Source organism: Clostridium sp. UBA871 (genome assembly GCF_002295255.1).
In the GTDB taxonomy this organism is placed as follows: Bacteria; Bacillota; Clostridia; order Clostridiales; family Clostridiaceae; genus Clostridium_J; species Clostridium_J sulfidigenes.
In genome coordinates this window covers 743,722-763,365 of the sequence record NZ_DBFV01000003.1, presented here as the reverse complement: position 1 = coordinate 763,365, position 19,644 = coordinate 743,722, and the positions used below count along the sequence as shown (strand labels likewise).

Sequence of the window (19,644 nt, the reverse complement as noted above, 5' to 3'; positions counted from 1 at the left end):
ATTCTGTGCATACTATATTTAGCATTATATTAGAAATATAGGTGATATTTATGTTTATACTTATAATTAGAACAGTTATACTATATGTTTATTTAATTTTCATTATGCGAGTTATGGGTAAAAGACAGCTTGGACAGTTAGAACCTGTAGATTTTGTAGTTGCACTAATGATTTCTGAACTTGCAACTCTCCCTATGGGTGATAACCGAATTCCGCTAATATATGCTATAGTTCCTATAACTACTTTAGTTTTTCTTCAAGTAATGACTTCCTTTTTAGAACTTAAAAGTGAACACATTCGCTCTATTCTAAACGGTCAACCTAGTATACTTATAAAAGACGGACTAGTAAATGTGAAGGAATTAAAGCAAGTTAGATATAATCTTGATGACCTTTTAGGTGAGCTTAGACAAAATGGTTATTTTAATTTACAAGAAATACATTATGCAATTTTAGAAACTGATGGTTCTCTATCTATTGTTCCTTACAAAGACTATGAACCACCTACAAGGGAAGATTTTAATATAAAAATAGAAGATGAGCCTCTTCCCATTCCCGTAATATTAGATGGTGTTATAAACAAGGCCAATCTTAAGTCTATTAAAAAAGATAATTATTGGTTAGAAGAAAAACTAGCTAAAAATAATATTAAAAGCTATAAAGATGTGCTCATTGCAATAGTTTATTCAAATAACCAAAAGTTCTACTTTCAACTTAAAAATCAAACTACTAATGCTAGTGCTAATGAAAAAGAGAGTTAAGGAGGAGTTCCTATACAATGAAAAACATGATAGCAACATGCATCATCTTCTTTCTAATGATATTCATTCTTTTTTTTGCCAGCAAATATATAGTATTAACTTGTGATAAGCTTCTAGATGTTTCATCAGAAATAGAAGAAAACATAGTAAATGATAATTGGGATGAAAGCTATATGTTGTCTTTTGAATTGTTAAACATCTATGAAGGACACGTGGCAAACTTAACTTTATTTTTAAATCATACAGACTTTGATAACATTTATAGTGAAGTTATAAAGCTTAGTCAATATTCTAAATGCAAAAATAAAGATGAAGCTCTTTCATCTATTCACGTGGTAAAAACTTTAATTAACCAAGTAAAAGAATTAGAATCTATATCAATAGGAAACATTTTTTGATAAGTTTTTGGTTACGATTTCAAAATATGGTTTTCTATATAGCATTTAACTAAAGATTGAACTATAATAAAATTATAGACTTAATCTTATAAATAGAAGGGTGGAATAATGTTATGGCATTAGTAACTACTAAAGAAATGTTTAAAAAGGCTTTTGAAGGCAAATATGCTATAGGAGCTTTTAATATTAACAATATGGAGATAATTCAGGGAATTGTAGATGGAGCTAAAGCTCAAAACTCTGCTGTAATACTTCAATGCTCTAGTGGAGCTATAAAATATATGAGACCAGCTTATTTAAGACATATGGTACTTGCTGCTGTTGAGGAAAGTGGAGTTGATGTAGCTCTTCACCTAGACCACGGCGATTCTTTTGAACTTTGTAAAGAGTGTATAGACAATGGATTTACCTCTGTTATGTTTGATGGTTCTCACTATGATTATGAAGAAAACGTAAGACTTACAAAAGAAGTTGTAGAATATGCTCATGCTCATGGAGTTGTGGTAGAGGCTGAACTAGGTAAACTTGCTGGAGTTGAAGATGATGTAAATGTATCTGCTAAAGATGCTACTTACACTGATCCAGACCAAGCAGTTGACTTTGTTAAGAGAACTGGTGTTGATTCATTAGCAATAGCTATTGGAACAAGCCACGGTGCATACAAATTTAAAGGCGAAGCTAAACTTGACTTTGAAAGACTTGAAACAATAACAAGAAAATTAGAAGAAGTTGGTTTTGAAAAATATCCAATAGTTCTTCACGGTGCTTCTGCTGTAGATCCAAAATATGTTGAAATGTGTAATGAAAATGGTGGAGACATAAAAGGTGCTAAGGGAGTACCTGTAGAAATGCTAAGAAAAGCTTCATCTATGGCTGTTTGCAAAATTAACATGGATACAGACCTAAGACTTTGTGTTACAGGTTCTTGTAGAAAAGTATTTGCAGATAAACCAAGTGAGTTTGACCCAAGAAAATATCTTGGAGTAGCAAGAACTAATCTTCAACAATTGGTAGAAGATAAAATTACAACGGTTTTAGGTTCAATAGACTCAATGAAATAAGATAAAAAAAACATGGAACTTTTATTCCATGTTTTTTTATTTTATCTACTTTTCAGTATAATTGATAATATGTTTTATTATCATATTAATACTACCATCCCCGACTCTTTCAATTTCGAATCTATTAATATCATTATAAGCTTCTTCTGATATATATAAATCTATATCTTTATCTATTTTTAGCCTAACTCTCTTCAATTTCTTTTCTACCCACTGCTTATCTAAATCTACAGTTTCACTTACTCCACTTTCAATTGCAAAGGTTCTAAAGTTCTCTTTTAGAGACTGATTTTCTTTAAAAACTTCTTCTGCAAAATTATTCAAGTCTATAGAATCTTCTTCTCTGAGCCTCTTCTTAACTTCTCTACGTACTGTTTCTTGTCCTTCTGCATTTTCACTAAGGGCATTTTGAGTCCATTTTTCTGCTACTTTCAAAAACTGCTTTGTCTTATCTCTTTCATTTTCTACTATAGTACAGCCTAAATAATTATCTATAAAATAATTAGCTCCATATTCTTTATTTTCTTTATTGCTTTTACTTTGCTTATCAATTACTAATAAATCATAAGGATTATCACTAGCCATAGCCTTGATAAATGCACACTTTTGTATCCTTGAACTACTTGAAGGCAGTCCTGTAAATTGAGGTATTATATCTATTCCAATCTTTCCATCTACAAACTCTACATTGTGCATATAATTTTTAATATAATCCATCTTAAATATACCTATAAATGCTCCATACTCTGTAGTAAAGGATACAGTAAGCAAATCACAGGAAGGTATGCTCCCCTTTGATCTCATCAAGATAAACATCTGACTAGCTAACTCCTTAGATACATTTGTTAGATTATTTTCTCCATTCAAATATTCTTGACATACTTCCTTTACAATATTTCTCTCCTTATTAAAAATAGCATATTTAAGTTCCTCATCCTTTAAACATCTTTGAATGTGTTTAAAAATAAAAGTATACACCTCTTCTGCTAATTCTAAGGGATACTCATTTAAAACTGGCTCATCGGAATTGTTATCTAAAATATGAATAATAGCTTCATTTATATTAATTTCATTTATATACTCCATCACTTACCTCCATAAATTTTAGTATACATATCTTTATGTATATTTACTATTCTAGTATATCTACTATAGATTTTTAACAGTATAAGAATAATTATATATTTTTTTTTAACAATATCAATAAAATTTGTTATAATCTTAAACATAAGGTATAATGTCATCATTAAAGAAAAAGGGGTGCTATCCTTGGAAGAAATGGAAACTAGAATCTTAAAGATAGATGTAGATGAAATAAAATCTAAACTTAACAGTCTAGGCTGTGAAAAAGTTAAGGATGAAAATCAAGTTAATAACCTCTATGATTTTCCAGATAGAAGACTGCTAAGTAAAAAAGGTTATGCTAGAATTAGAATAGTGGAAGATAATTTAAATAATGTAATAATAAATTATATGACTACAAAAAAACTTCTAAGCCAAGAAAAGTATAAGGTTATGGAAGAAAATGAAATTGTTATAGACAATAGCACCATTGGAAGTCAAATCTTCACCTCCCTTGGTCTTGAGCTAGTAGCATCAATAAAAAAACATAGAGAAAGTTATAAATATAAGAATTCTCTTATTGAAATTGATATAAATGATAAGAGCTTTTGTCCCTTTCCTTATTTAGAAATAGAATCAACGGATGAGGAAGAAATAAAAGAAATTGTAGCTTTACTTGGATATACTATGGAGGATACCACCTCTAAAACAATCTTTGAAATATTAAATGGTGAAGGATCAGTAAAAGGAGTATAATGTTTGGTTATGTAACACCCTATAAAATGGAATTAAAAATTAAAGACTATGAAATGTTCAAAGCTTACTATTGTGGGTTATGTATATCTATAAAAAATAATTTTTCTAATTTATGCAGAATGACTTTAAATTATGATATAACTTTTTTAGGTATACTTTTGGATAGTTTAGAATACAGTAAACATAAGTATGTAGTTACTAAATGTATAGCTCATCCTATGAAAAAAAAGCCTAAGGTTATAGGTAATAGAGCTTTAGATTATGCTGCCTTTTGTAACGTGTCCCTAGTATACTACAAATTATTAGATGATTATAATGATGATAATTCTCTAAGTAAAAAGTTTATTTCTATGTACATAAAAAAATTTATAAATAAATCTAAAGAGGACTTATCTCCAATTTTAGTTAATATAGAAGAAAATATAAATAAATTAAGTTCTCTTGAAAAATCTCAGAATGTGATATCTATTGATGAACTCAGTGACCCTTTTGCTTCTTTAACAGCTTTTATAATCTCTTACTATTATAAAAATGAAAACTTTTTTAATGATTTATATAACTTAGGATATAATCTAGGGAGATGGATTTATATAATAGATGCCTTTGATGATTTAAAGGAAGATATGGAGAAACATAAATTTAACGCCATTAACAAAGCCTTCAATGTTGAAAACCTACCCTATGAAGACTTAATTATTAAAGAGGGCAATAGAATAGAATTTAACCTAATAATGAGTGCGAATTCTACTTCTGAAGCTTTAGATAAACTTCCTATAAATAAAAATAAAGACTTACTATTTAATATTTTACAATTAGGACTTATGAATAAAATAGAAACTATAAAATCAAGGAGTGACAAAAAACATGAATAATCCTTATGAAGTACTTGGAGTTAAAGAAAATGCCTCTCAAGATGAAATCAAAAAAGCTTATAGAGAGCTAGTAAAACAATATCATCCAGACAAGTATGTTAATAACCCGCTAAAAGATTTAGCAGAAGAAAAACTTAGAGAGATAAACGAAGCTTATGACGTATTAAGTAAAAAAGGTAATACTAGTAATGGATCTTCTAGCTATGGAAATCCTTCCTCAACCTATGGTGGTGGTTCTAACAGCTACAATGATCCTAATCTTCAATCTGTTAGAATGGATATTAATAGAGGAAATATAGGCGGCGCAGAATCGAAACTTAATGCTATGACTAATAAAACTGCTGAATGGAACTTTTTAATGGGGGTTGTACATCTTAGAAAAGGTTGGTACGATAGCGCAAATAATTTAATAAATACAGCTTGTAGAATGGATCCTAATAACTTTGAATATAGACAAATGCTTAATCAATTAAATCATACACAAAATAACTATAGAAGTACCTATTATGGTCAAAGAAATAGTTCTAATGACATGTGCAATACTTGCTTAAATATTTGGATGTTAGATACTTGTTGTGAATGTATGGGTGGAGATTGTATTAGTTGTTGTTAAAAGGAGGTTACTATGAAAGAAAATAAGGCTTCGAATATGGCAAAGGGCGGTATGCTTATTGCTTTCACTCTTATTATCTTGTATGCCGCTAATTTTATTACCTTTAACACTTTATTTTTATTAGGCTTAGCTTCAGCACTTATTCCCCTTGGAATACTTATTGCTGATATGAAAACTACTTTATTAGTATATATAGGCTCCTCTGTATTAGCTTATTTCATAATCCCAGACAAAACTCTTTGTCTTTTTTATGTGCTAATCTTTGGTCCCTATGGCATAGTAAAATTTTTTATAGAGCAAAAAAGAAATACAACTATAGAAATCATATTAAAACTAGTTTATTTTAATGTGATAACCTTTATATCATTTCTTTTATATAAACAATTATTTATGCCTACTATTGAACTACGATATCCTTTAATAATTATGTTTGTAGGTGGAAATGTGGCCTTCTTTATATTTGACTATGTTCTTACGGTATTCATAAATAGTGTGAGAACTAAAAAATTCAGATTTTAGGGATATAATATTCAAATCCCTTGACATTTACTTCACTCTTAATGTATAATTTTTAAAAACTAAATTATTTATTGCAGTGATGAGGAGTAGTAATATAATTACTTATTTAAAGAGAGCTACAGCTTGGTGTAATGTAGTAATAAGCTTATATGAACTTGCCTGGGAGCTTACTTGTTAAAAGCAAGTACGGATTTAACCGTTATATTATCAAGGGAGACCTTTATGGTCTAAATAGAGTGGTACCGCGGAATTATAGTTTTCGTCTCTTTCATAAGAGATGAAAGCTTTTTTTTATTTAAAATAATATTTGATATTTATCAAACAAGGAGGATTACTATGGCTAGATATGGAACTGCTACAGATAAAAAATGGCAGGAAAAGTGGGAAGAAACAAACCTATATAAATTCGATGAAAACAATATGGATAAAAAATTATACGTTCTTGAAATGTTCTCATACCCTTCAGGAAGCCAATTACATGCAGGACACTGGTTTAACTACGGACCAGTAGATTCGTGGGCTAGAATGAAGAGAATGCAAGGATATAATGTATTCCAACCAATGGGCTTTGATGCTTTTGGTCTTCCAGCAGAAAACTTTGCAATTAAAACTGGGATACATCCTAAAGACTCTACAGATAAAAATATTGAAACTATGGAAAAACAACTTAAAGCAATGGGTGCAATGTTCAACTGGGAAAATGAAGTTGTTACTTGTAGACCAGATTATTATAAGTGGACCCAATGGTTATTTCTAAAATTATATGAAAAAGGTCTTGCTTACAGAAAAAATGCTCCAGTAAACTGGTGCCCTAGCTGTAACACAGTACTTGCAAATGAGCAAGTTGTAGAAGGTCATTGTGAAAGATGTGAAAGTGAAGTAACAAAGAAAAACTTAACTCAATGGTTCCTTAAAATCACAGACTATGCAGATGAACTTTTAGAAAAACTTGATGGTCTTGATTGGCCAGAAAAAACTAAAGCTATGCAAAAACACTGGATTGGAAGATCAACTGGTTCAGAAGTAACTTTTAAAGTTAAGGATTCCAACATTGAATTCAACACATTTACCACAAGAGTTGATACTTTATTTGGAGTTAGCTACGTTGTTCTTGCTCCTGAAAATGAATTAGTTGAAAAGCTTACTACAGAAGAAAATAAGGCTGCTATTGAAGCTTATAAAGAAACATCTGCAAAACAAAGTGATATAGAAAGACAGTCTATCTCTAGAGAAAAAACAGGAGTATTCACCGGATCCTATGCTATAAACCCTATAAATGGCCGTGAGATTCCAATATGGGTTGGAGACTATGTACTTAATACTTATGGTACAGGTGCAGTAATGGCAGTTCCAGCTCATGATGACCGTGACTATACATTTGCACAAAAATATAATCTTCCAATAGAGAGAGTTATAGAAGGTGGAGATGCTCTTCCATTCACTGAATATGGTCCAATGATGAATAGTGGAAAATTTGATGGTCTTAAAGGAGAAGAAGCTAAGGATGCAGTGGTTGCAGAGCTTGAAAAGTTAGGTCTTGGTAAAAAACAAGTTAACTACAGACTACGTGACTGGCTAGTATCTAGACAAAGATATTGGGGTGCTCCAATTCCAATGATTCATTGTGATAAGTGTGGAACTGTTCCAGTGCCAGAAGCTCAATTACCTGTAGAACTTCCATACAATGTAGAGTTTGCACCAGATGGAAAATCTCCACTAGCAAAATCTGAAGACTTTATAAATGTAACTTGTCCTAAGTGTGGAGGTGCTGCACACCGTGATGAAGATACTTTAGATACCTTTGTATGTTCATCTTTCTATTATTTGAGATATGCAGATAATAAAAATAGTGAAAAAGCATTTGATAGTAAAATAATAAATAAGATGCTTCCAGTAGATAAATACGTAGGTGGTCCTGAACATGCTTGTATGCACCTTCTATATGCAAGATTTATCACTAAGGCTCTTAGAGATATGGGACTTTTAAACTTTGACGAACCATTCCTATCATTAACTCACCAAGGCTTAATCCTAGGACCAGATGGACAAAAAATGAGTAAATCTAAAGGTAATACAATATCTCCTGATGACTACATTAAAGAATATGGCTCTGACGTATTTAGAATGTACCTAATGTTTGGATTTGGATACACTGATGGCGGAGCTTGGAGTGATGATGGATTAAAATCCATTGGTAGATTTGTAGATAGAATAGAAAGAATTCTTGAAACATCAATTTCAGAAATTAACTGTAACAAGTCTTCTAAAAATGTAATAGAAGCACCTGAAAAAGAGCTTAACTATTGGAGACACTTTGCAATTAGAGGTGTTAGTGAGGATGCTGAAAAACTTCAATTCAACACTGCCATTGCAAGACTTATGGAGTTTACCAATGCTCTTAATAAGTATCTAAATGAAGCTGTTAAAAATACTGATTTCTTAAAAGAAGTATTAGTTGATTATATCAAGCTTTTAGCTCCTTTTGCTCCTCACTTCAGTGAAGAACAATGGGAAAACCTTGGAATGGGCTACTCAGTATTTAATGAAAAATGGCCAGAATTTAATCCATCTGCTTTAGTTAAAGATGAAGTAGAAATTGCTATTCAAATTAATGGTAAAATTAAAGCAAAAATAAATGTTGCAACTTCTTCTTCTGAGGATGAAATAAAAGAAGCATCTTTAAATGATGAAACGATAAAATCTAACCTTGAAGGAAAAACTGTAAGAAAAGTTATAGTTATTAAAGGTAGACTTGTAAATATAGTAGCTAATTAATCACAGAAATAAGGAATAGATTGCTCCTGCTAATCTATTCCTTATTCTTAATAAAATAAAGTATAAAGTTTTTAACCTTAACCTACGTTATTAATATTTTGTTCATAGCTATTACTATTAACATTATTTGAAAAAAGTTTGTATATTACTAAACCACAAAGAAGGAATACTACTCCTGTTATTATAAATACATTTACTATTGAAATGGAATCTATAGCCCATCCACAAATTGAAGACATTATAGGTGAAGATGCTAATATAACTGTTGATGAAAGTGCTCCTACCCTACCATAGTAGCTAACATCACAAGTCTTTTGGATGTCTGTAGATGCCCACATCATTATTATAGAACCAATAATAAAAACATGGCTAATGCTATATACCTATGATTAAATAGACATACTAATAATACCCAAATTCCCATTATAGTAAAACTATATAAGTATGCACTTCTCAACTTTAAATTTTTCTTCACTAACATAGGATATATTACTGCCCCCAATATAGTTCCAATGGAGAATGTTGTCATAAAATATCCAGACCAAGCTTCTCCAAGACTTAAATGAACATCACTAAAAATAGGTAAAAATGATGTTAAAGGAATTATTCCACAATTTATTATAAATATAACTATAAGCATTATAGTTATGTGTTTATTTGAAGCTATATACTTTCCAGCATACCTTAAATCAAATAATATTTCTTTTGGATTTGTAATATTTTTATTCTCAACCTTAGGAAGGGATATAATTAGTGCAGCAATAGCTGATATAAAAAATGTTACTGCATCTATAATAAATAATATTTCTTTGTTTAAAGCTACCATAATAACCCCTGCTAGAGCATAACCTATAGACCTCATTATAGAATTAGTGGTGGTAGTTAAACTATTTACAAGAGGTAAATCCTCTTTAGGTGTTATTTGAATACTTGCTACTCCATAGCATGGCTCATAAAAACTCTCAGCTATTGATGCTACACTTGCTAGAATATAAATATGCCATAAACTTATTATATTAAAATACATAAATACTGGAATCAATATTAAGGCTACTGCCCTCACTAATTCACATATAAACATTATTGCTTTTTTATTGTATCTATCTACAATTACTCCTGCAATTGGTTCTATAACTATATTAGGAATTCCACTAAATAACATAACTGTTCCCATAGCAAGTCCAGACCCTGTTAATTCATACACTAAATACATAAGTGCTAAGCTTTCAATAGCATCACCAAATCTAGATAAAGCTCTTGAATCCATAAAATCATAATACTTCTGTTTCGTAATATTCTATTCATATGCTTCCTCCCTTATTTCATCTCTCACAATATATTTTACATATTTTTAACTAATTGTAAAATATTATATATATATATATATGTATGTAACTAATTTATATATAATTATATAACATAAATGCATTAATTCTCACTTATGCTATAAAATCTATTTTGTTTTTTAATATTCTTACAAAGAACATTAAAAAGTTTTAGCAAAAAGAGTATTCTATGAATAAGTTAGGACATAAAGTTAAAAAACAGAGGAAAATCTCCTCTGTTTTATTTTTCACTATGATTTATTGGTAATTTTCTTTCACTATTATCAGAATTTTTACCTTCTCTTATGGTTATGCAACTATGTCTTGCTTCTTTATCTTTTATGGTAACTGGCCTAACATAAATATCATCATGCCATATTTTTATTAGATAGGTCTTATTTGGTGGTAATGGACCAAATAAAAATTGACCATATTCATCTGTAAAAGTATGGGTTATAGGTAGTATACTTAATGGGTCATTTGGATCTTCAAGTATGATTAACTTTACTACTGCATCACTAATTGGTTTATTATTTTTATCAATTACTCTACCATAGATAACACCTCTGTTATCATCACCAGTTTCAACCTTAGCATCTACATACTTATCTCCATAAGTAGTTGATTGAAATTTAATTAATTGTTCACTCATTTTATACCTCATGAAATATTGCTTATATCATCATATGAGGAATATAAAACTTTTGTACCAATGAATTATTTGTACCTTTCAAGAACCTTTTTAGTTTCTTCTAATAGGCTTGTAAGTTCAAATACATCTCCTACTTCTAATAACTTATTAAGCTCTTCTGTAAACCTTGATGCTTCTCCAGTTTTCCCTAGGGAAGATATAGTTAATATATTTTCCACTATATTACTTACTAAAGAAGATTTTACCTCAAATAGCTTTTGAGCATCCTTTATTTCATCTTTTATTGCTAACATTTCTGTATCTAAGTTAAAGGCTGCATCTGCTGCACTTTTAAGCTTTCCTTTAATGTCTATTGGTATAGCATGCTTATATTTATAGTTTAAAGAATGTTCCACTGTAGCCCAGAAGTTCATTGCCAAAGTTCTTATTTGAAATTCAGCAAGCACTTCACACATTCCAGATGCCATATTTACTGGATACTTTATAATCATATGATAACTTCTATAACCACTAGATTTTACATTAGTAACATAATCTTTTTCATAAATTATATGCATGTCTTTTCTTTCACGTATTATATTTACTACTTTATCAATATCATCTACAAATTGGCACATGATTCTCAGTCCAGCAATATCTTCCATTTCATACTGGATTCTATCTAAAGGTATATCAAATTTATTAGCTTTCTCTAGTATACTGGAAACCTCTTTAACCCTACCCGTTACAAATTCAATAGGTGAGTATTCATTTTTCTTTCTTAATTCTCTTCTTATACTTCTAAACTTTACTTTTAATTCCTCTACTGCTTGGTCGTATGGAATTAAAAAACTCTTCCACTCAATAACTGCCATATATGTCATTCCTTTACTAACCAATTCTATTAATCCGTATTTAATTATATCATATAATGGTATTTTTTATGGTATTTTATATGACTTTTATTGAATTTTTTATTAATCTAAAATCTTAATAGGAGTAAAATCTATATAATCACAGGATGTTAAAATATACTCAACCCCATCTTTTTCTCCTTCAAAAACATTTAAAAGTCCTCCACCATGAAGATGTCCATAGATTACCTTATCCACGTTATATTCCTTAAACATTTCTAAAAATTCATTTTCCTGCATATTAGGAAATATAGGTGGATAATGAATCATACATATTATTTTTTTAAAACCACTTTTTATTGCTGCATCTATGGAAAATCTTAATCTTATAAGTTCTCTATCATAGATTTTTTTATCGTGAGAATTAAATTTGGGATTATTCTTTAAAATCCATCCCCGACTTCCACATATAGCATAATCCTCATATACGAAAAAATTATTTTGGATAAACTCCATCCTCTGAAACATAGAATTAAGCTTAGTAATTCCAGTCCACCAATAGTCATGGTTTCCCCTAACAAATATTTTTCTCCCCGGAAGATTATTTATAAATTCTAAATCAGCCTTGCCATTTTCCATATTCATAGACCATGAAATATCCCCTGCTACTAATACTGTATCTTCATCTTTCACAATTCTAATCCAATTTTCTTTTATTTTTTCATCATGATTGCTCCATTTTTCCCCAAATATATCCATAGGCTTTTCTCCTGTGGAGGCTAGATGAAGATCTGAAATTGCATATAATGCCACTTAACCACCTACTATCTATTTCATAATCTTTTTATTTAAATTTATTTGTACTTATTATCTATCTCCATAACATAGGCTATAACCTTTGCCACTACATCATAAAGCTCATAAGGAATTTCACTATCTATATCCACTTTAGTAAGCATATCTGCAAGTTCATCATTATATACAATAGGTACATCACTTTTTTCTGCTTCTTCAAGGATTTTATCAGCTACATTACCCATACCTGCTGCTGTAACCTTTGGAGCATTCTGCCCATATTCATATTTTAAAGCTGCTGCTTTTTTTCTCTTTCTATCTTCCATATAAGCACACTCCTAGCTAAACTCTAGTATTAATTGTAGTGAAATCATCATCTTCAAAGAAACTTCTGCAATTTGAAAAAGAAAAATCATGTTTTTTCTCTTTTATAAAAATATTAAACATATACTTACTATCCATTAAGTCGTTAATTAACTTTCCCTTAAATCTTTCTAATATCTTTACATATGTGGCTTCACTCTCTATTTCAATAGTGGCTGAATTTTTATTAACGGTTAAATAAGCATCTACCTTTTCCATATTTACAGTGGCTACACTAGCCGCTATTTTAATATTTTCAGTATCTAACTTTTTTCCTTTACTTCTTTCATCCTTAATAATCAGCTTACAATCATATTCCTTATCTTTCATATCCAGTGGAACATTAAGAAAATAATAATTATTATTTATTGTATTAAACATTTTAAACTCTTGAAACTTGGTTTCTAAGTTTTGAATCACATTATTAAAAGTACTAGTTTCTTTCTGGGATAACTTAATTAATTCCATTAAATCATTTTTTATAAAGGATATTTTTTCTCTTAATTCATCCTTTACCATATTGCTTGTTATACTTCTATCTACCATGATATCTGATTTAAGCTGCTTAAAGAGTTTATTAGTGCTATCTACTTCGTCATTGCCGTGAGATGCCATTTTCCCCAGTAGATCATCTTCATCATTGACTATTCCTATTGTTCTTTCATTTATAATATCATTAGAATGCTTTCCTTCTTTGTTTACCATCTTTTCTGAAGATAATATAGCTTCTTTATTTTCTAAGCTTTCCTTTATTGATACCATAGGTTGAGAACTATCTTTTTCAGAATATATTAATTTATCACCTTCAATGAAAGTTGAATTTCTATTAACAATAGCTTCTCCCTGTGTATCTTTATTAATATTGCCAATAATCTGCTCTTTAATAACATTGGTAGTTTCCTTTATCTCTGGTAAAATACTGTATTCATTAGATATAACCTTTGAAAAAGCTTTGATATTATGTTCATTTAGCTTTATATCTAGAGCTTTCATAACAAATACATCATCTATCTTTAAATTCTTGATTTCATTTAAAACTCTACCTAAAGTTTCTTTTATTTGTTTAGCTTCAGAACTATTATTTTGTATTCCTTTAGCTTCTATAAATTTATCAATGAATTTATTTAACTCCTTAGGAGAATTATTGCTTTGATCTATAAATTCCTTAAGTCCCTTAATTTCTAAAAGATTTTCTTCTGTAATTGGAATATTGTTCTTAAGCATAGATTTTAATATAGGCACATCCTCTTTGCCTACTGGAAAATCTAAATTCTTAAGTAGTTCTTCCATTAATGGATCTTTAATAGCTGAGTCACCATTGTTCCCAAGGCTATCTATAACATTTGATTCTAATATTCTAAGAAGGAATTTTCCTCCTTCAAATCCATCTAGTTGAAATTTAAACATATAATCATCTAAATTTTCTTGAAGTATTTCTCCATCTACCCTTGCCGGAAATACTCTTCCATCAAGTAACTTTATTATAACATCAGTTGTACTTCCCTCTAACCTTAAAATTCTAGCAGAAAATGAATCTCCTTTTTTAAAGGTGAGCTTGTTAAAATCATCTCTTGTTGTATAGTTTTGTACCATATTAATTTTCCATACATTTGACATAGACTTCACCCCCTATTAAACTAATCGTATCATTTTCATTTTAGTGAAGTATATTACAAAAACAATGAGTATACCATTAGGCATACTCATAATTTTTTTTACTAAGCTATCACTAATTTATAGAATTTTTTCTTTCCTCTTTTTATTAAGGCATATCCATCCTTTTCTAGGTAGCTTTCATTAAATATTTCATTAGCATCTTCTATTTTTATATCATTTATAGTAAGTCCACCTTGCTCTATAAGTCTTCTTCCTTCTTTCTTAGATGGAACAATACCTGTTTGTGCTATTATATCAAGAATTAAAGCAGATTTCATATCTTCAGCAATTTCTACTGTAGGTACATTGCTCATGTCTACTCCACCACTAAATAGAGCTTCTGCAGCCTTTTTAGCTCCTTCTGCTTCTTCTTCTCCATGGATAAGTTTTGTAACCTCATAAGCAAGAACCTTTTTAGCTTCGTTAATTTCTGCTCCTTCTAAAGCTGAAAGTCTTCTTACTTCATCCATTGGAACAAATGTTAGTAGGCATAGACACTTCTCTACATCTGCATCATCAATGTTTCTCCAGTATTGGTAGAATTCAAATGGTGATGTTTTATTAGGATCAAGCCATACTGCCCCATTGGCTGTTTTACCCATCTTATTTCCTTCACTATTTGTAAGTAGTGAACATGTCATACCATAAGCTGATTTACCTTCTTTTCTTCTGATAAGTTCCATTCCAGCTAAGATATTTGACCACTGATCATCTCCACCTAATTCCATTGTGCAATCATACTTTTTATTCAATACGTAGAAATCATATCCTTGCATTAACATGTAGTTAAACTCTAAGAAGGATAATCCTTTTTCTAATCTTTGTTTAAAGCACTCAGCAGTAAGCATTCTATTAACTGAGAAGTGTGAACCTATATCTCTTATAAAATCCACATAATTTAAATCTAAAAGCCAGTCTGCATTATTTTCTAGGATTGCTTTATCATCACTAAAGTCTATTAGCCTTGAAAGTTGACCTTTTATACAAGATATATTGTGATCAATTTCCTCTTTAGTTAGCATTTTTCTCATATCTGTTCTACCTGATGGATCACCTATCATTGCAGTACCACCACCAACTAAAGCTATGGGTCTATGCCCTGCCTTTTGCATATGAGACATAAACATCATAGCAATAAAATGTCCTATATGAAGACTATCTGCTGTGGGATCAAATCCTATATAAAAAGTTACCTTTTCCTTTGCAAATATTTCTTTCATTTCTTCTTCATGTGTTAATTGCTTTAAAAATCCACGTTCCTTTAAAACGTCATATACATTGTAATTTTCCATAACTTCCTCCAACATCTTATAGTTTTTTTACTTTAATCTTCGGCTATGATTTCAATTTTAACAAATATAATTAAGAAACTAAAAAAGTCCCTAGTATAAAAATACTAGGGACGAAAATTTCCGTGGTACCACCCAAATTTATAATTTAAAATCTTTAAAAACATTTAAATTATTCTCTTCCTTAATAACGTTAGGAAACCGTAACAGCCTACTACTACTTCGACCTAAGACTCTAAAATGTATTTCATTAAAATCCTTTACTGATTTACACCACTCATCAGCTCTCTTTAAAATTCATTTAATTACTTCTTTTCTTCATCGTCTCTTACTATATTCTATTTTAAATACATATTACTATTATTATTATCATTTTTCAAGAGTAAATACTAATTTTCTCTAAACAACATATTTTTTAATAGTATCTGGTATATTATTTTCTTCACAACTAACGTTGGCATAAAAGTCAACTTTAAATTTTTCTGATAAATATTCTAATTTATTTAGTATTGAACCAAAATCATCCGCATCATTACATATGTCACTCAAAATACCGTCTATAAATATACTTTCCACATCATAGTCTTTAGATATTATGCCACATATAAAACCGTAAAAATCTTTGTAATTATGAATATTAAAGTCTTTAGAACATATAAACCTTATGTTCTTATGAATACGTAGGAGTCCTCTTGTGTCATCATCGATATACACTAGATTTCCTTTTGAGCTACTTACCTTTGAATTAGCTAAATTCATTAATGCTTTTGTTTTCCCAGAGCCTTTTTCTTTACAAAATACTTGAATCATTTTAAACGCCCCCAAACTTTTTAATAAAATACATTAACTTTAATAGTTATATTATATAATATTCAGAATATTTAATCAATAGTTCCTATTAACTTATATATTTCTGTTATTTTAATTATATGTGAATAATTATCACATTATTATTATTTTATATACATAATAGATTATTCTTAAATATACCTTCTTAAAACCATAGGTAATAAAAATGCCTTAAAGTTTACTTTCATAAAAATCTAGTAACCTTTAAGACATTTAATTATTTTTCTGTTATATAATTTATGGTAATTTTATTCTATGCCTACTACATCATATCCTTCTTCTTCTATAGTAGCTTTTAAAACATCATTACTTTCAGTAGCTTCTACTAAAGCATATTTCCCCTCTAAATTAACTTCTACTTCTGAAACTCCAGCTAACTCTTCTAGAGCATTTTTTACGTGAGCTACACAGTTTTTACAGCTCATTCCTTCAATTAATATTTTCTTTTTCATCGCTTTCTCCTCCTAAAATATATATTAGTATGATAATTTAATATTATCATTAAAATTATCAAATGCCTTTAAACCCTGATAAACAGAACAAATAGTTAACTATTTATATAGTTTCCTATTTATATAGCTTAATATTTATATAGTTTCCTATATAAATAGGAATATTAAGCTTTAAATCTTCTAAGTCTCAATGCATTTAATAATACTGATACTGAACTTAGACTCATAGCTCCTGCAGCTATCATAGGATTTAATAATGGGCCACCAAAAATGTGTAATACTCCCATAGCCACCGGTATTCCTAATACGTTATAACCAAAGGCCCAGAATAAATTTTCCTTTATATTTTTAATAGTTGCTTTGCTTAGTTTTATGGCTGATATTACATCCATTAAATCACTTCTCATAAGAACTATATCTGCTGATTCAATGGCTACATCTGTTCCAGATCCTATTGCTATTCCTATATCAGCCTGGGCAAGGGCTGGAGCATCATTAATACCATCACCAACCATGCCTACTCTATTTCCATCAACTTGAAGCTTTTTCACTTCATTTGCTTTATCCTCTGGTAAAACCTCTGATAATACTATATCTATACCAACTTGTTTTGCAATGGCATCCGCCGTTCTCTTATTATCTCCAGTTATCATAGCTACTTTTATGCCCATTTTGTGCAGACTTTCTATAGCATTTTTACTACTTGCTTTAACAGTATCTGCTACAGCTATAATTCCAGCAGCATTTCCATCTATAGCTATATACATTGGTGTTTTTCCCTCTGAAGCTAATCTATCAGAAGTTTCATCTAAACTTGAAATATTAATGTTTTTTTCCATCATAAGTTTTTTGTTTCCTAGAAGAATAGATTTTTTATCTATTTCTACTTCTATACCATGTCCTGGAATAGCATTAAATTTATCGATTACTTTAAGGCTCAACCCTTTTTCCTCTGCATCTTTAACAATGGCTTCACCAAGTGGATGCTCTGATCCCTTCTCTGCACTAGCTGCTAAAATTAGAATTTCTTCCTCTGATTCACCATTAGTTATAATATCTGTAACCTTAGGTTTTCCCTCTGTTATAGTTCCTGTTTTATCAAATACTATGGTTTTTAATTTATAAGTAGTCTCTAATGGTTCTCCACCTTTAATTAAAACACCATTTTCAGCACCCTTTCCTGTTCCCACCATAATGGCAGTTGGAGTAGCAAGACCTAAAGCACATGGGCAGGCAATAACCAGTACTGCAATAAATATAGTAAGAGAAAATATAGGTGTTTCACCAGCAATCAACCAACCCACTGAAGCAATTACAGCAAGCCCTATAACTACAGGTACAAAGTAGGCTGATATAACATCTGCTAGTTTAGCAATAGGTGCTTTTGAACCTTGAGCATCTTCTACTAGCTTAACTATTTGTGCAAGAGCAGTATCTCTACCAACTCTAGTGGCCTTATACTTAATAAATCCTGTTTTATTAATACTAGCCCCTATTACACTACTTCCCATAGATTTTTCAACGGGTATGCTCTCTCCTGTAAGCATTGATTCATCTATAGATGTATTTCCTTCTATAACTTCTCCATCTACTGGTAACTTTTCACCTGGTTTTACTAGTACTATATCCCCAACTATAACCTCTTCTACAGGTACTACAATTTCTTTGTTATCTCTAATTATAGTTGCTGTTTTAGGAGCTAAACCCATTAAAGCCTTTATAGCTTGAGAGGTTTTACCTTTAGATACCGCTTCTAAATATTTACCTAAGGTTATTAAGGTTAGTATTACTGCAGCAGATTCAAAATATAGATGCATTGCATACTCATGATCCCCTTGCATTATTTTATATATAGCAAATATACCGTATATAAAAGCAGCCAAAGTTCCTATGGATATTAGTGAGTCCATATTAGGACTTAGTTTAACTAAATTTTTAAGTCCTACCTTATAAAACTTATATCCAGCTATCATTACTGGTAAGGTTAGTATCAACTGAATTAATGCAAAGTTTAACGGATTTGTCATAGGATCTATTATAGATGGAAGATGCATCCCTACCATGTGACCCATTGTTATAATTAGTAGTGGAACTGTAAAAATTAGGGAAGATATAAACCTTGTAATTAATTTACTAGCTTCACTTTTTTCCTCTCCTTGTTTTTCCTTATCTTTTACTTCCTCTTTAATTAACTTATACCCAGCTTTATCTACTGCTGCTTTTATATCACCATAGGATATCTCATCTTCATTTACTTTTATAGTAAGCTTTTCTGTGGCAAAATTTACCGTAGCATTTTCTACTCCATCTAGTTTTTTAGTTACTCTTTCTACTCTATTAGCACAGGCAGAACAAGTCATGCCTTCTACTTTAAAATTGTAGGTTTTTACATTTTTCTTTACGCCATACCCAGCTTTAACTACAGCTTCCTCAATCTTATGAGAATTTAAATTTTCCTTATTAAAATCTACAGTTAAAGTTTCTGTAGCAAAATTTACATTTGCTTTTTCAACCCCCTCTAACTTACTAATTGCTCTCTCTACTCTATTTGCACAAGCAGAACAAGTCATACCTTCTATTTTAAATGATTTATTATCCATGTTTTCACCTTCT

At 30.0% G+C, this 19,644-nt stretch carries 20 protein-coding genes and 2 other annotated features; of the genes, 8 read left to right on the top strand and 12 right to left on the bottom strand.

Annotation, left to right across the window (positions count from 1 at the left end; translation table 11 throughout):
• Nucleotides 1-50: 50 nt before the first annotated feature.
• The 3 genes from B3086_RS05305 (at nt 51) to fba (ending at nt 2,220) form a co-directional block, all read left to right on the top strand.
• Nucleotides 51-761 carry a DUF421 domain-containing protein gene (locus B3086_RS05305; protein ID WP_346848960.1) on the top strand — a complete coding sequence of 237 codons (711 nt, stop codon included), beginning with the start codon at nt 51-53 and terminating at the stop codon, nt 759-761.
• A gap of 17 nt (nt 762-778) precedes the next feature.
• Nucleotides 779-1,159 carry a DUF4363 family protein gene (locus tag B3086_RS05300; protein WP_150844052.1) on the top strand — a complete coding sequence of 127 codons (381 nt, stop codon included), beginning with the start codon at nt 779-781 and terminating at the stop codon, nt 1,157-1,159.
• A gap of 113 nt (nt 1,160-1,272) precedes the next feature.
• The gene (gene fba, locus B3086_RS05295; protein WP_035132444.1) at nt 1,273-2,220 is read left to right on the top strand and encodes a class II fructose-1,6-bisphosphate aldolase; all 948 of its coding nucleotides are present in this window, start codon (nt 1,273-1,275) and stop codon (nt 2,218-2,220) included.
• A gap of 45 nt (nt 2,221-2,265) precedes the next feature.
• On the opposite strand, the gene B3086_RS05290 is transcribed toward fba, so the two are convergent.
• Complete coding sequence (locus B3086_RS05290) at nt 2,266-3,306, bottom strand: nucleoid-associated protein (protein ID WP_346848959.1); 1,041 nt, start codon at nt 3,304-3,306, stop codon at nt 2,266-2,268.
• A 183-nt stretch (nt 3,307-3,489) separates the two neighbouring features.
• Between B3086_RS05290 and B3086_RS05285 the strand changes: the two genes are divergently transcribed.
• The 5 genes from B3086_RS05285 (at nt 3,490) to leuS (ending at nt 8,817) form a co-directional block, all read left to right on the top strand.
• On the top strand, nt 3,490-4,038 hold the full coding sequence (locus B3086_RS05285) for a class IV adenylate cyclase (protein WP_346848958.1): 549 nt from the start codon (nt 3,490-3,492) through the stop codon (nt 4,036-4,038).
• A complete protein-coding gene (locus B3086_RS05280) occupies nt 4,038-4,910 on the top strand; it encodes a DUF5685 family protein (RefSeq protein WP_346848957.1) in 873 nt (290 codons plus the stop codon). Before B3086_RS05285 ends, B3086_RS05280 begins: the two co-directional genes overlap by 1 nt.
• On the top strand, nt 4,903-5,523 hold the full coding sequence (locus B3086_RS05275; RefSeq protein ID WP_346848956.1) for a J domain-containing protein: 621 nt from the start codon (nt 4,903-4,905) through the stop codon (nt 5,521-5,523). Before B3086_RS05280 ends, B3086_RS05275 begins: the two co-directional genes overlap by 8 nt.
• A 12-nt stretch (nt 5,524-5,535) precedes the next feature.
• The gene (locus tag B3086_RS05270) at nt 5,536-6,042 is read left to right on the top strand and encodes a hypothetical protein (RefSeq protein ID WP_346848955.1); all 507 of its coding nucleotides are present in this window, start codon (nt 5,536-5,538) and stop codon (nt 6,040-6,042) included.
• A 67-nt stretch (nt 6,043-6,109) separates the two neighbouring features.
• Nucleotides 6,110-6,312, top strand: a binding site (T-box leader).
• A gap of 66 nt (nt 6,313-6,378) precedes the next feature.
• A complete protein-coding gene (leuS, locus tag B3086_RS05265; RefSeq protein WP_346848954.1) occupies nt 6,379-8,817 on the top strand; it encodes a leucine--tRNA ligase in 2,439 nt (812 codons plus the stop codon).
• A 77-nt stretch (nt 8,818-8,894) separates the two neighbouring features.
• Here the strand turns inward: leuS and B3086_RS05260 are convergent, their stop codons facing one another.
• The 11 genes from B3086_RS05260 to B3086_RS05210 all read right to left on the bottom strand — a co-directional run bounded on the left by B3086_RS05260 (nt 8,895) and on the right by B3086_RS05210 (nt 19,631).
• Entirely contained in the window at nt 8,895-9,158 is a 264-nt protein-coding gene (locus B3086_RS05260; RefSeq protein ID WP_346848953.1) for a hypothetical protein, read from the bottom strand.
• Between the two features lie 2 nt (nt 9,159-9,160).
• Entirely contained in the window at nt 9,161-10,084 is a 924-nt protein-coding gene (locus B3086_RS05255; protein WP_346848952.1) for an MFS transporter, read from the bottom strand.
• 299 nt (nt 10,085-10,383) lie between these two features.
• Complete coding sequence (locus B3086_RS05250; RefSeq protein WP_346848951.1) at nt 10,384-10,794, bottom strand: carboxypeptidase-like regulatory domain-containing protein; 411 nt, start codon at nt 10,792-10,794, stop codon at nt 10,384-10,386.
• Nucleotides 10,795-10,859: 65 nt separating this feature from the next.
• Nucleotides 10,860-11,648 carry a GTP pyrophosphokinase gene (locus B3086_RS05245; RefSeq protein ID WP_035132458.1) on the bottom strand — a complete coding sequence of 263 codons (789 nt, stop codon included), beginning with the start codon at nt 11,646-11,648 and terminating at the stop codon, nt 10,860-10,862.
• Between the two features lie 102 nt (nt 11,649-11,750).
• Nucleotides 11,751-12,440, bottom strand: coding sequence for a metallophosphoesterase (locus B3086_RS05240; protein WP_346892908.1), 690 nt, complete (start codon nt 12,438-12,440; stop codon nt 11,751-11,753).
• Nucleotides 12,441-12,481: 41 nt separating this feature from the next.
• The gene (locus B3086_RS05235; protein WP_346848949.1) at nt 12,482-12,748 is read right to left on the bottom strand and encodes an EscU/YscU/HrcU family type III secretion system export apparatus switch protein; all 267 of its coding nucleotides are present in this window, start codon (nt 12,746-12,748) and stop codon (nt 12,482-12,484) included.
• Between the two features lie 16 nt (nt 12,749-12,764).
• Nucleotides 12,765-14,402: a hypothetical protein gene (locus B3086_RS05230; RefSeq protein WP_346848948.1), complete on the bottom strand. Its 1,638-nt coding sequence runs from the start codon at nt 14,400-14,402 to the stop codon at nt 12,765-12,767.
• A gap of 101 nt (nt 14,403-14,503) precedes the next feature.
• On the bottom strand, nt 14,504-15,733 hold the full coding sequence (gene tyrS / locus B3086_RS05225) for a tyrosine--tRNA ligase (protein WP_346892906.1): 1,230 nt from the start codon (nt 15,731-15,733) through the stop codon (nt 14,504-14,506).
• 103 nt (nt 15,734-15,836) lie between these two features.
• Nucleotides 15,837-16,061: a binding site (T-box leader), on the bottom strand.
• Between the two features lie 68 nt (nt 16,062-16,129).
• Nucleotides 16,130-16,540, bottom strand: a complete 411-nt coding sequence (locus B3086_RS05220) for a hypothetical protein (RefSeq protein ID WP_346848946.1) — start codon at nt 16,538-16,540, stop codon at nt 16,130-16,132.
• Between the two features lie 287 nt (nt 16,541-16,827).
• Entirely contained in the window at nt 16,828-17,031 is a 204-nt protein-coding gene (locus B3086_RS05215) for a heavy-metal-associated domain-containing protein (protein WP_035132469.1), read from the bottom strand.
• Nucleotides 17,032-17,195: 164 nt separating this feature from the next.
• Nucleotides 17,196-19,631, bottom strand: coding sequence for a heavy metal translocating P-type ATPase (locus tag B3086_RS05210; protein WP_346892904.1), 2,436 nt, complete (start codon nt 19,629-19,631; stop codon nt 17,196-17,198).
• Nucleotides 19,632-19,644 lie beyond the last annotated feature (13 nt).

Excerpts from the sequence above, each read along its gene's own strand:
- B3086_RS05305 (WP_346848960.1), top strand. The coding sequence starts at position 51 with ATGTTTATACTTATAATTAGAACAGTTATACTATATGTTTATTTAATT.
- B3086_RS05300 (WP_150844052.1), top strand. The coding sequence starts at position 779 with ATGAAAAACATGATAGCAACATGCATCATCTTCTTTCTAATGATATTC.
- fba (WP_035132444.1), top strand. The coding sequence starts at position 1,273 with ATGGCATTAGTAACTACTAAAGAAATGTTTAAAAAGGCTTTTGAAGGC.
- B3086_RS05290 (WP_346848959.1), bottom strand. The coding sequence starts at position 3,306 with ATGGAGTATATAAATGAAATTAATATAAATGAAGCTATTATTCATATT.
- B3086_RS05280 (WP_346848957.1), top strand. The coding sequence starts at position 4,038 with ATGTTTGGTTATGTAACACCCTATAAAATGGAATTAAAAATTAAAGAC.
- B3086_RS05275 (WP_346848956.1), top strand. The coding sequence starts at position 4,903 with ATGAATAATCCTTATGAAGTACTTGGAGTTAAAGAAAATGCCTCTCAA.
- B3086_RS05270 (WP_346848955.1), top strand. The coding sequence starts at position 5,536 with ATGAAAGAAAATAAGGCTTCGAATATGGCAAAGGGCGGTATGCTTATT.
- leuS (WP_346848954.1), top strand. The coding sequence starts at position 6,379 with ATGGCTAGATATGGAACTGCTACAGATAAAAAATGGCAGGAAAAGTGG.
- B3086_RS05260 (WP_346848953.1), bottom strand. The coding sequence starts at position 9,158 with ATGATGTGGGCATCTACAGACATCCAAAAGACTTGTGATGTTAGCTAC.
- B3086_RS05255 (WP_346848952.1), bottom strand. The coding sequence starts at position 10,084 with ATGGATTCAAGAGCTTTATCTAGATTTGGTGATGCTATTGAAAGCTTA.
- B3086_RS05250 (WP_346848951.1), bottom strand. The coding sequence starts at position 10,794 with ATGAGTGAACAATTAATTAAATTTCAATCAACTACTTATGGAGATAAG.
- B3086_RS05245 (WP_035132458.1), bottom strand. The coding sequence starts at position 11,648 with ATGGCAGTTATTGAGTGGAAGAGTTTTTTAATTCCATACGACCAAGCA.
- B3086_RS05235 (WP_346848949.1), bottom strand. The coding sequence starts at position 12,748 with ATGGAAGATAGAAAGAGAAAAAAAGCAGCAGCTTTAAAATATGAATAT.
- B3086_RS05230 (WP_346848948.1), bottom strand. The coding sequence starts at position 14,402 with ATGTCAAATGTATGGAAAATTAATATGGTACAAAACTATACAACAAGA.
- tyrS (WP_346892906.1), bottom strand. The coding sequence starts at position 15,733 with ATGGAAAATTACAATGTATATGACGTTTTAAAGGAACGTGGATTTTTA.
- B3086_RS05220 (WP_346848946.1), bottom strand. The coding sequence starts at position 16,540 with ATGATTCAAGTATTTTGTAAAGAAAAAGGCTCTGGGAAAACAAAAGCA.
- B3086_RS05215 (WP_035132469.1), bottom strand. The coding sequence starts at position 17,031 with ATGAAAAAGAAAATATTAATTGAAGGAATGAGCTGTAAAAACTGTGTA.
- B3086_RS05210 (WP_346892904.1), bottom strand. The coding sequence starts at position 19,631 with ATGGATAATAAATCATTTAAAATAGAAGGTATGACTTGTTCTGCTTGT.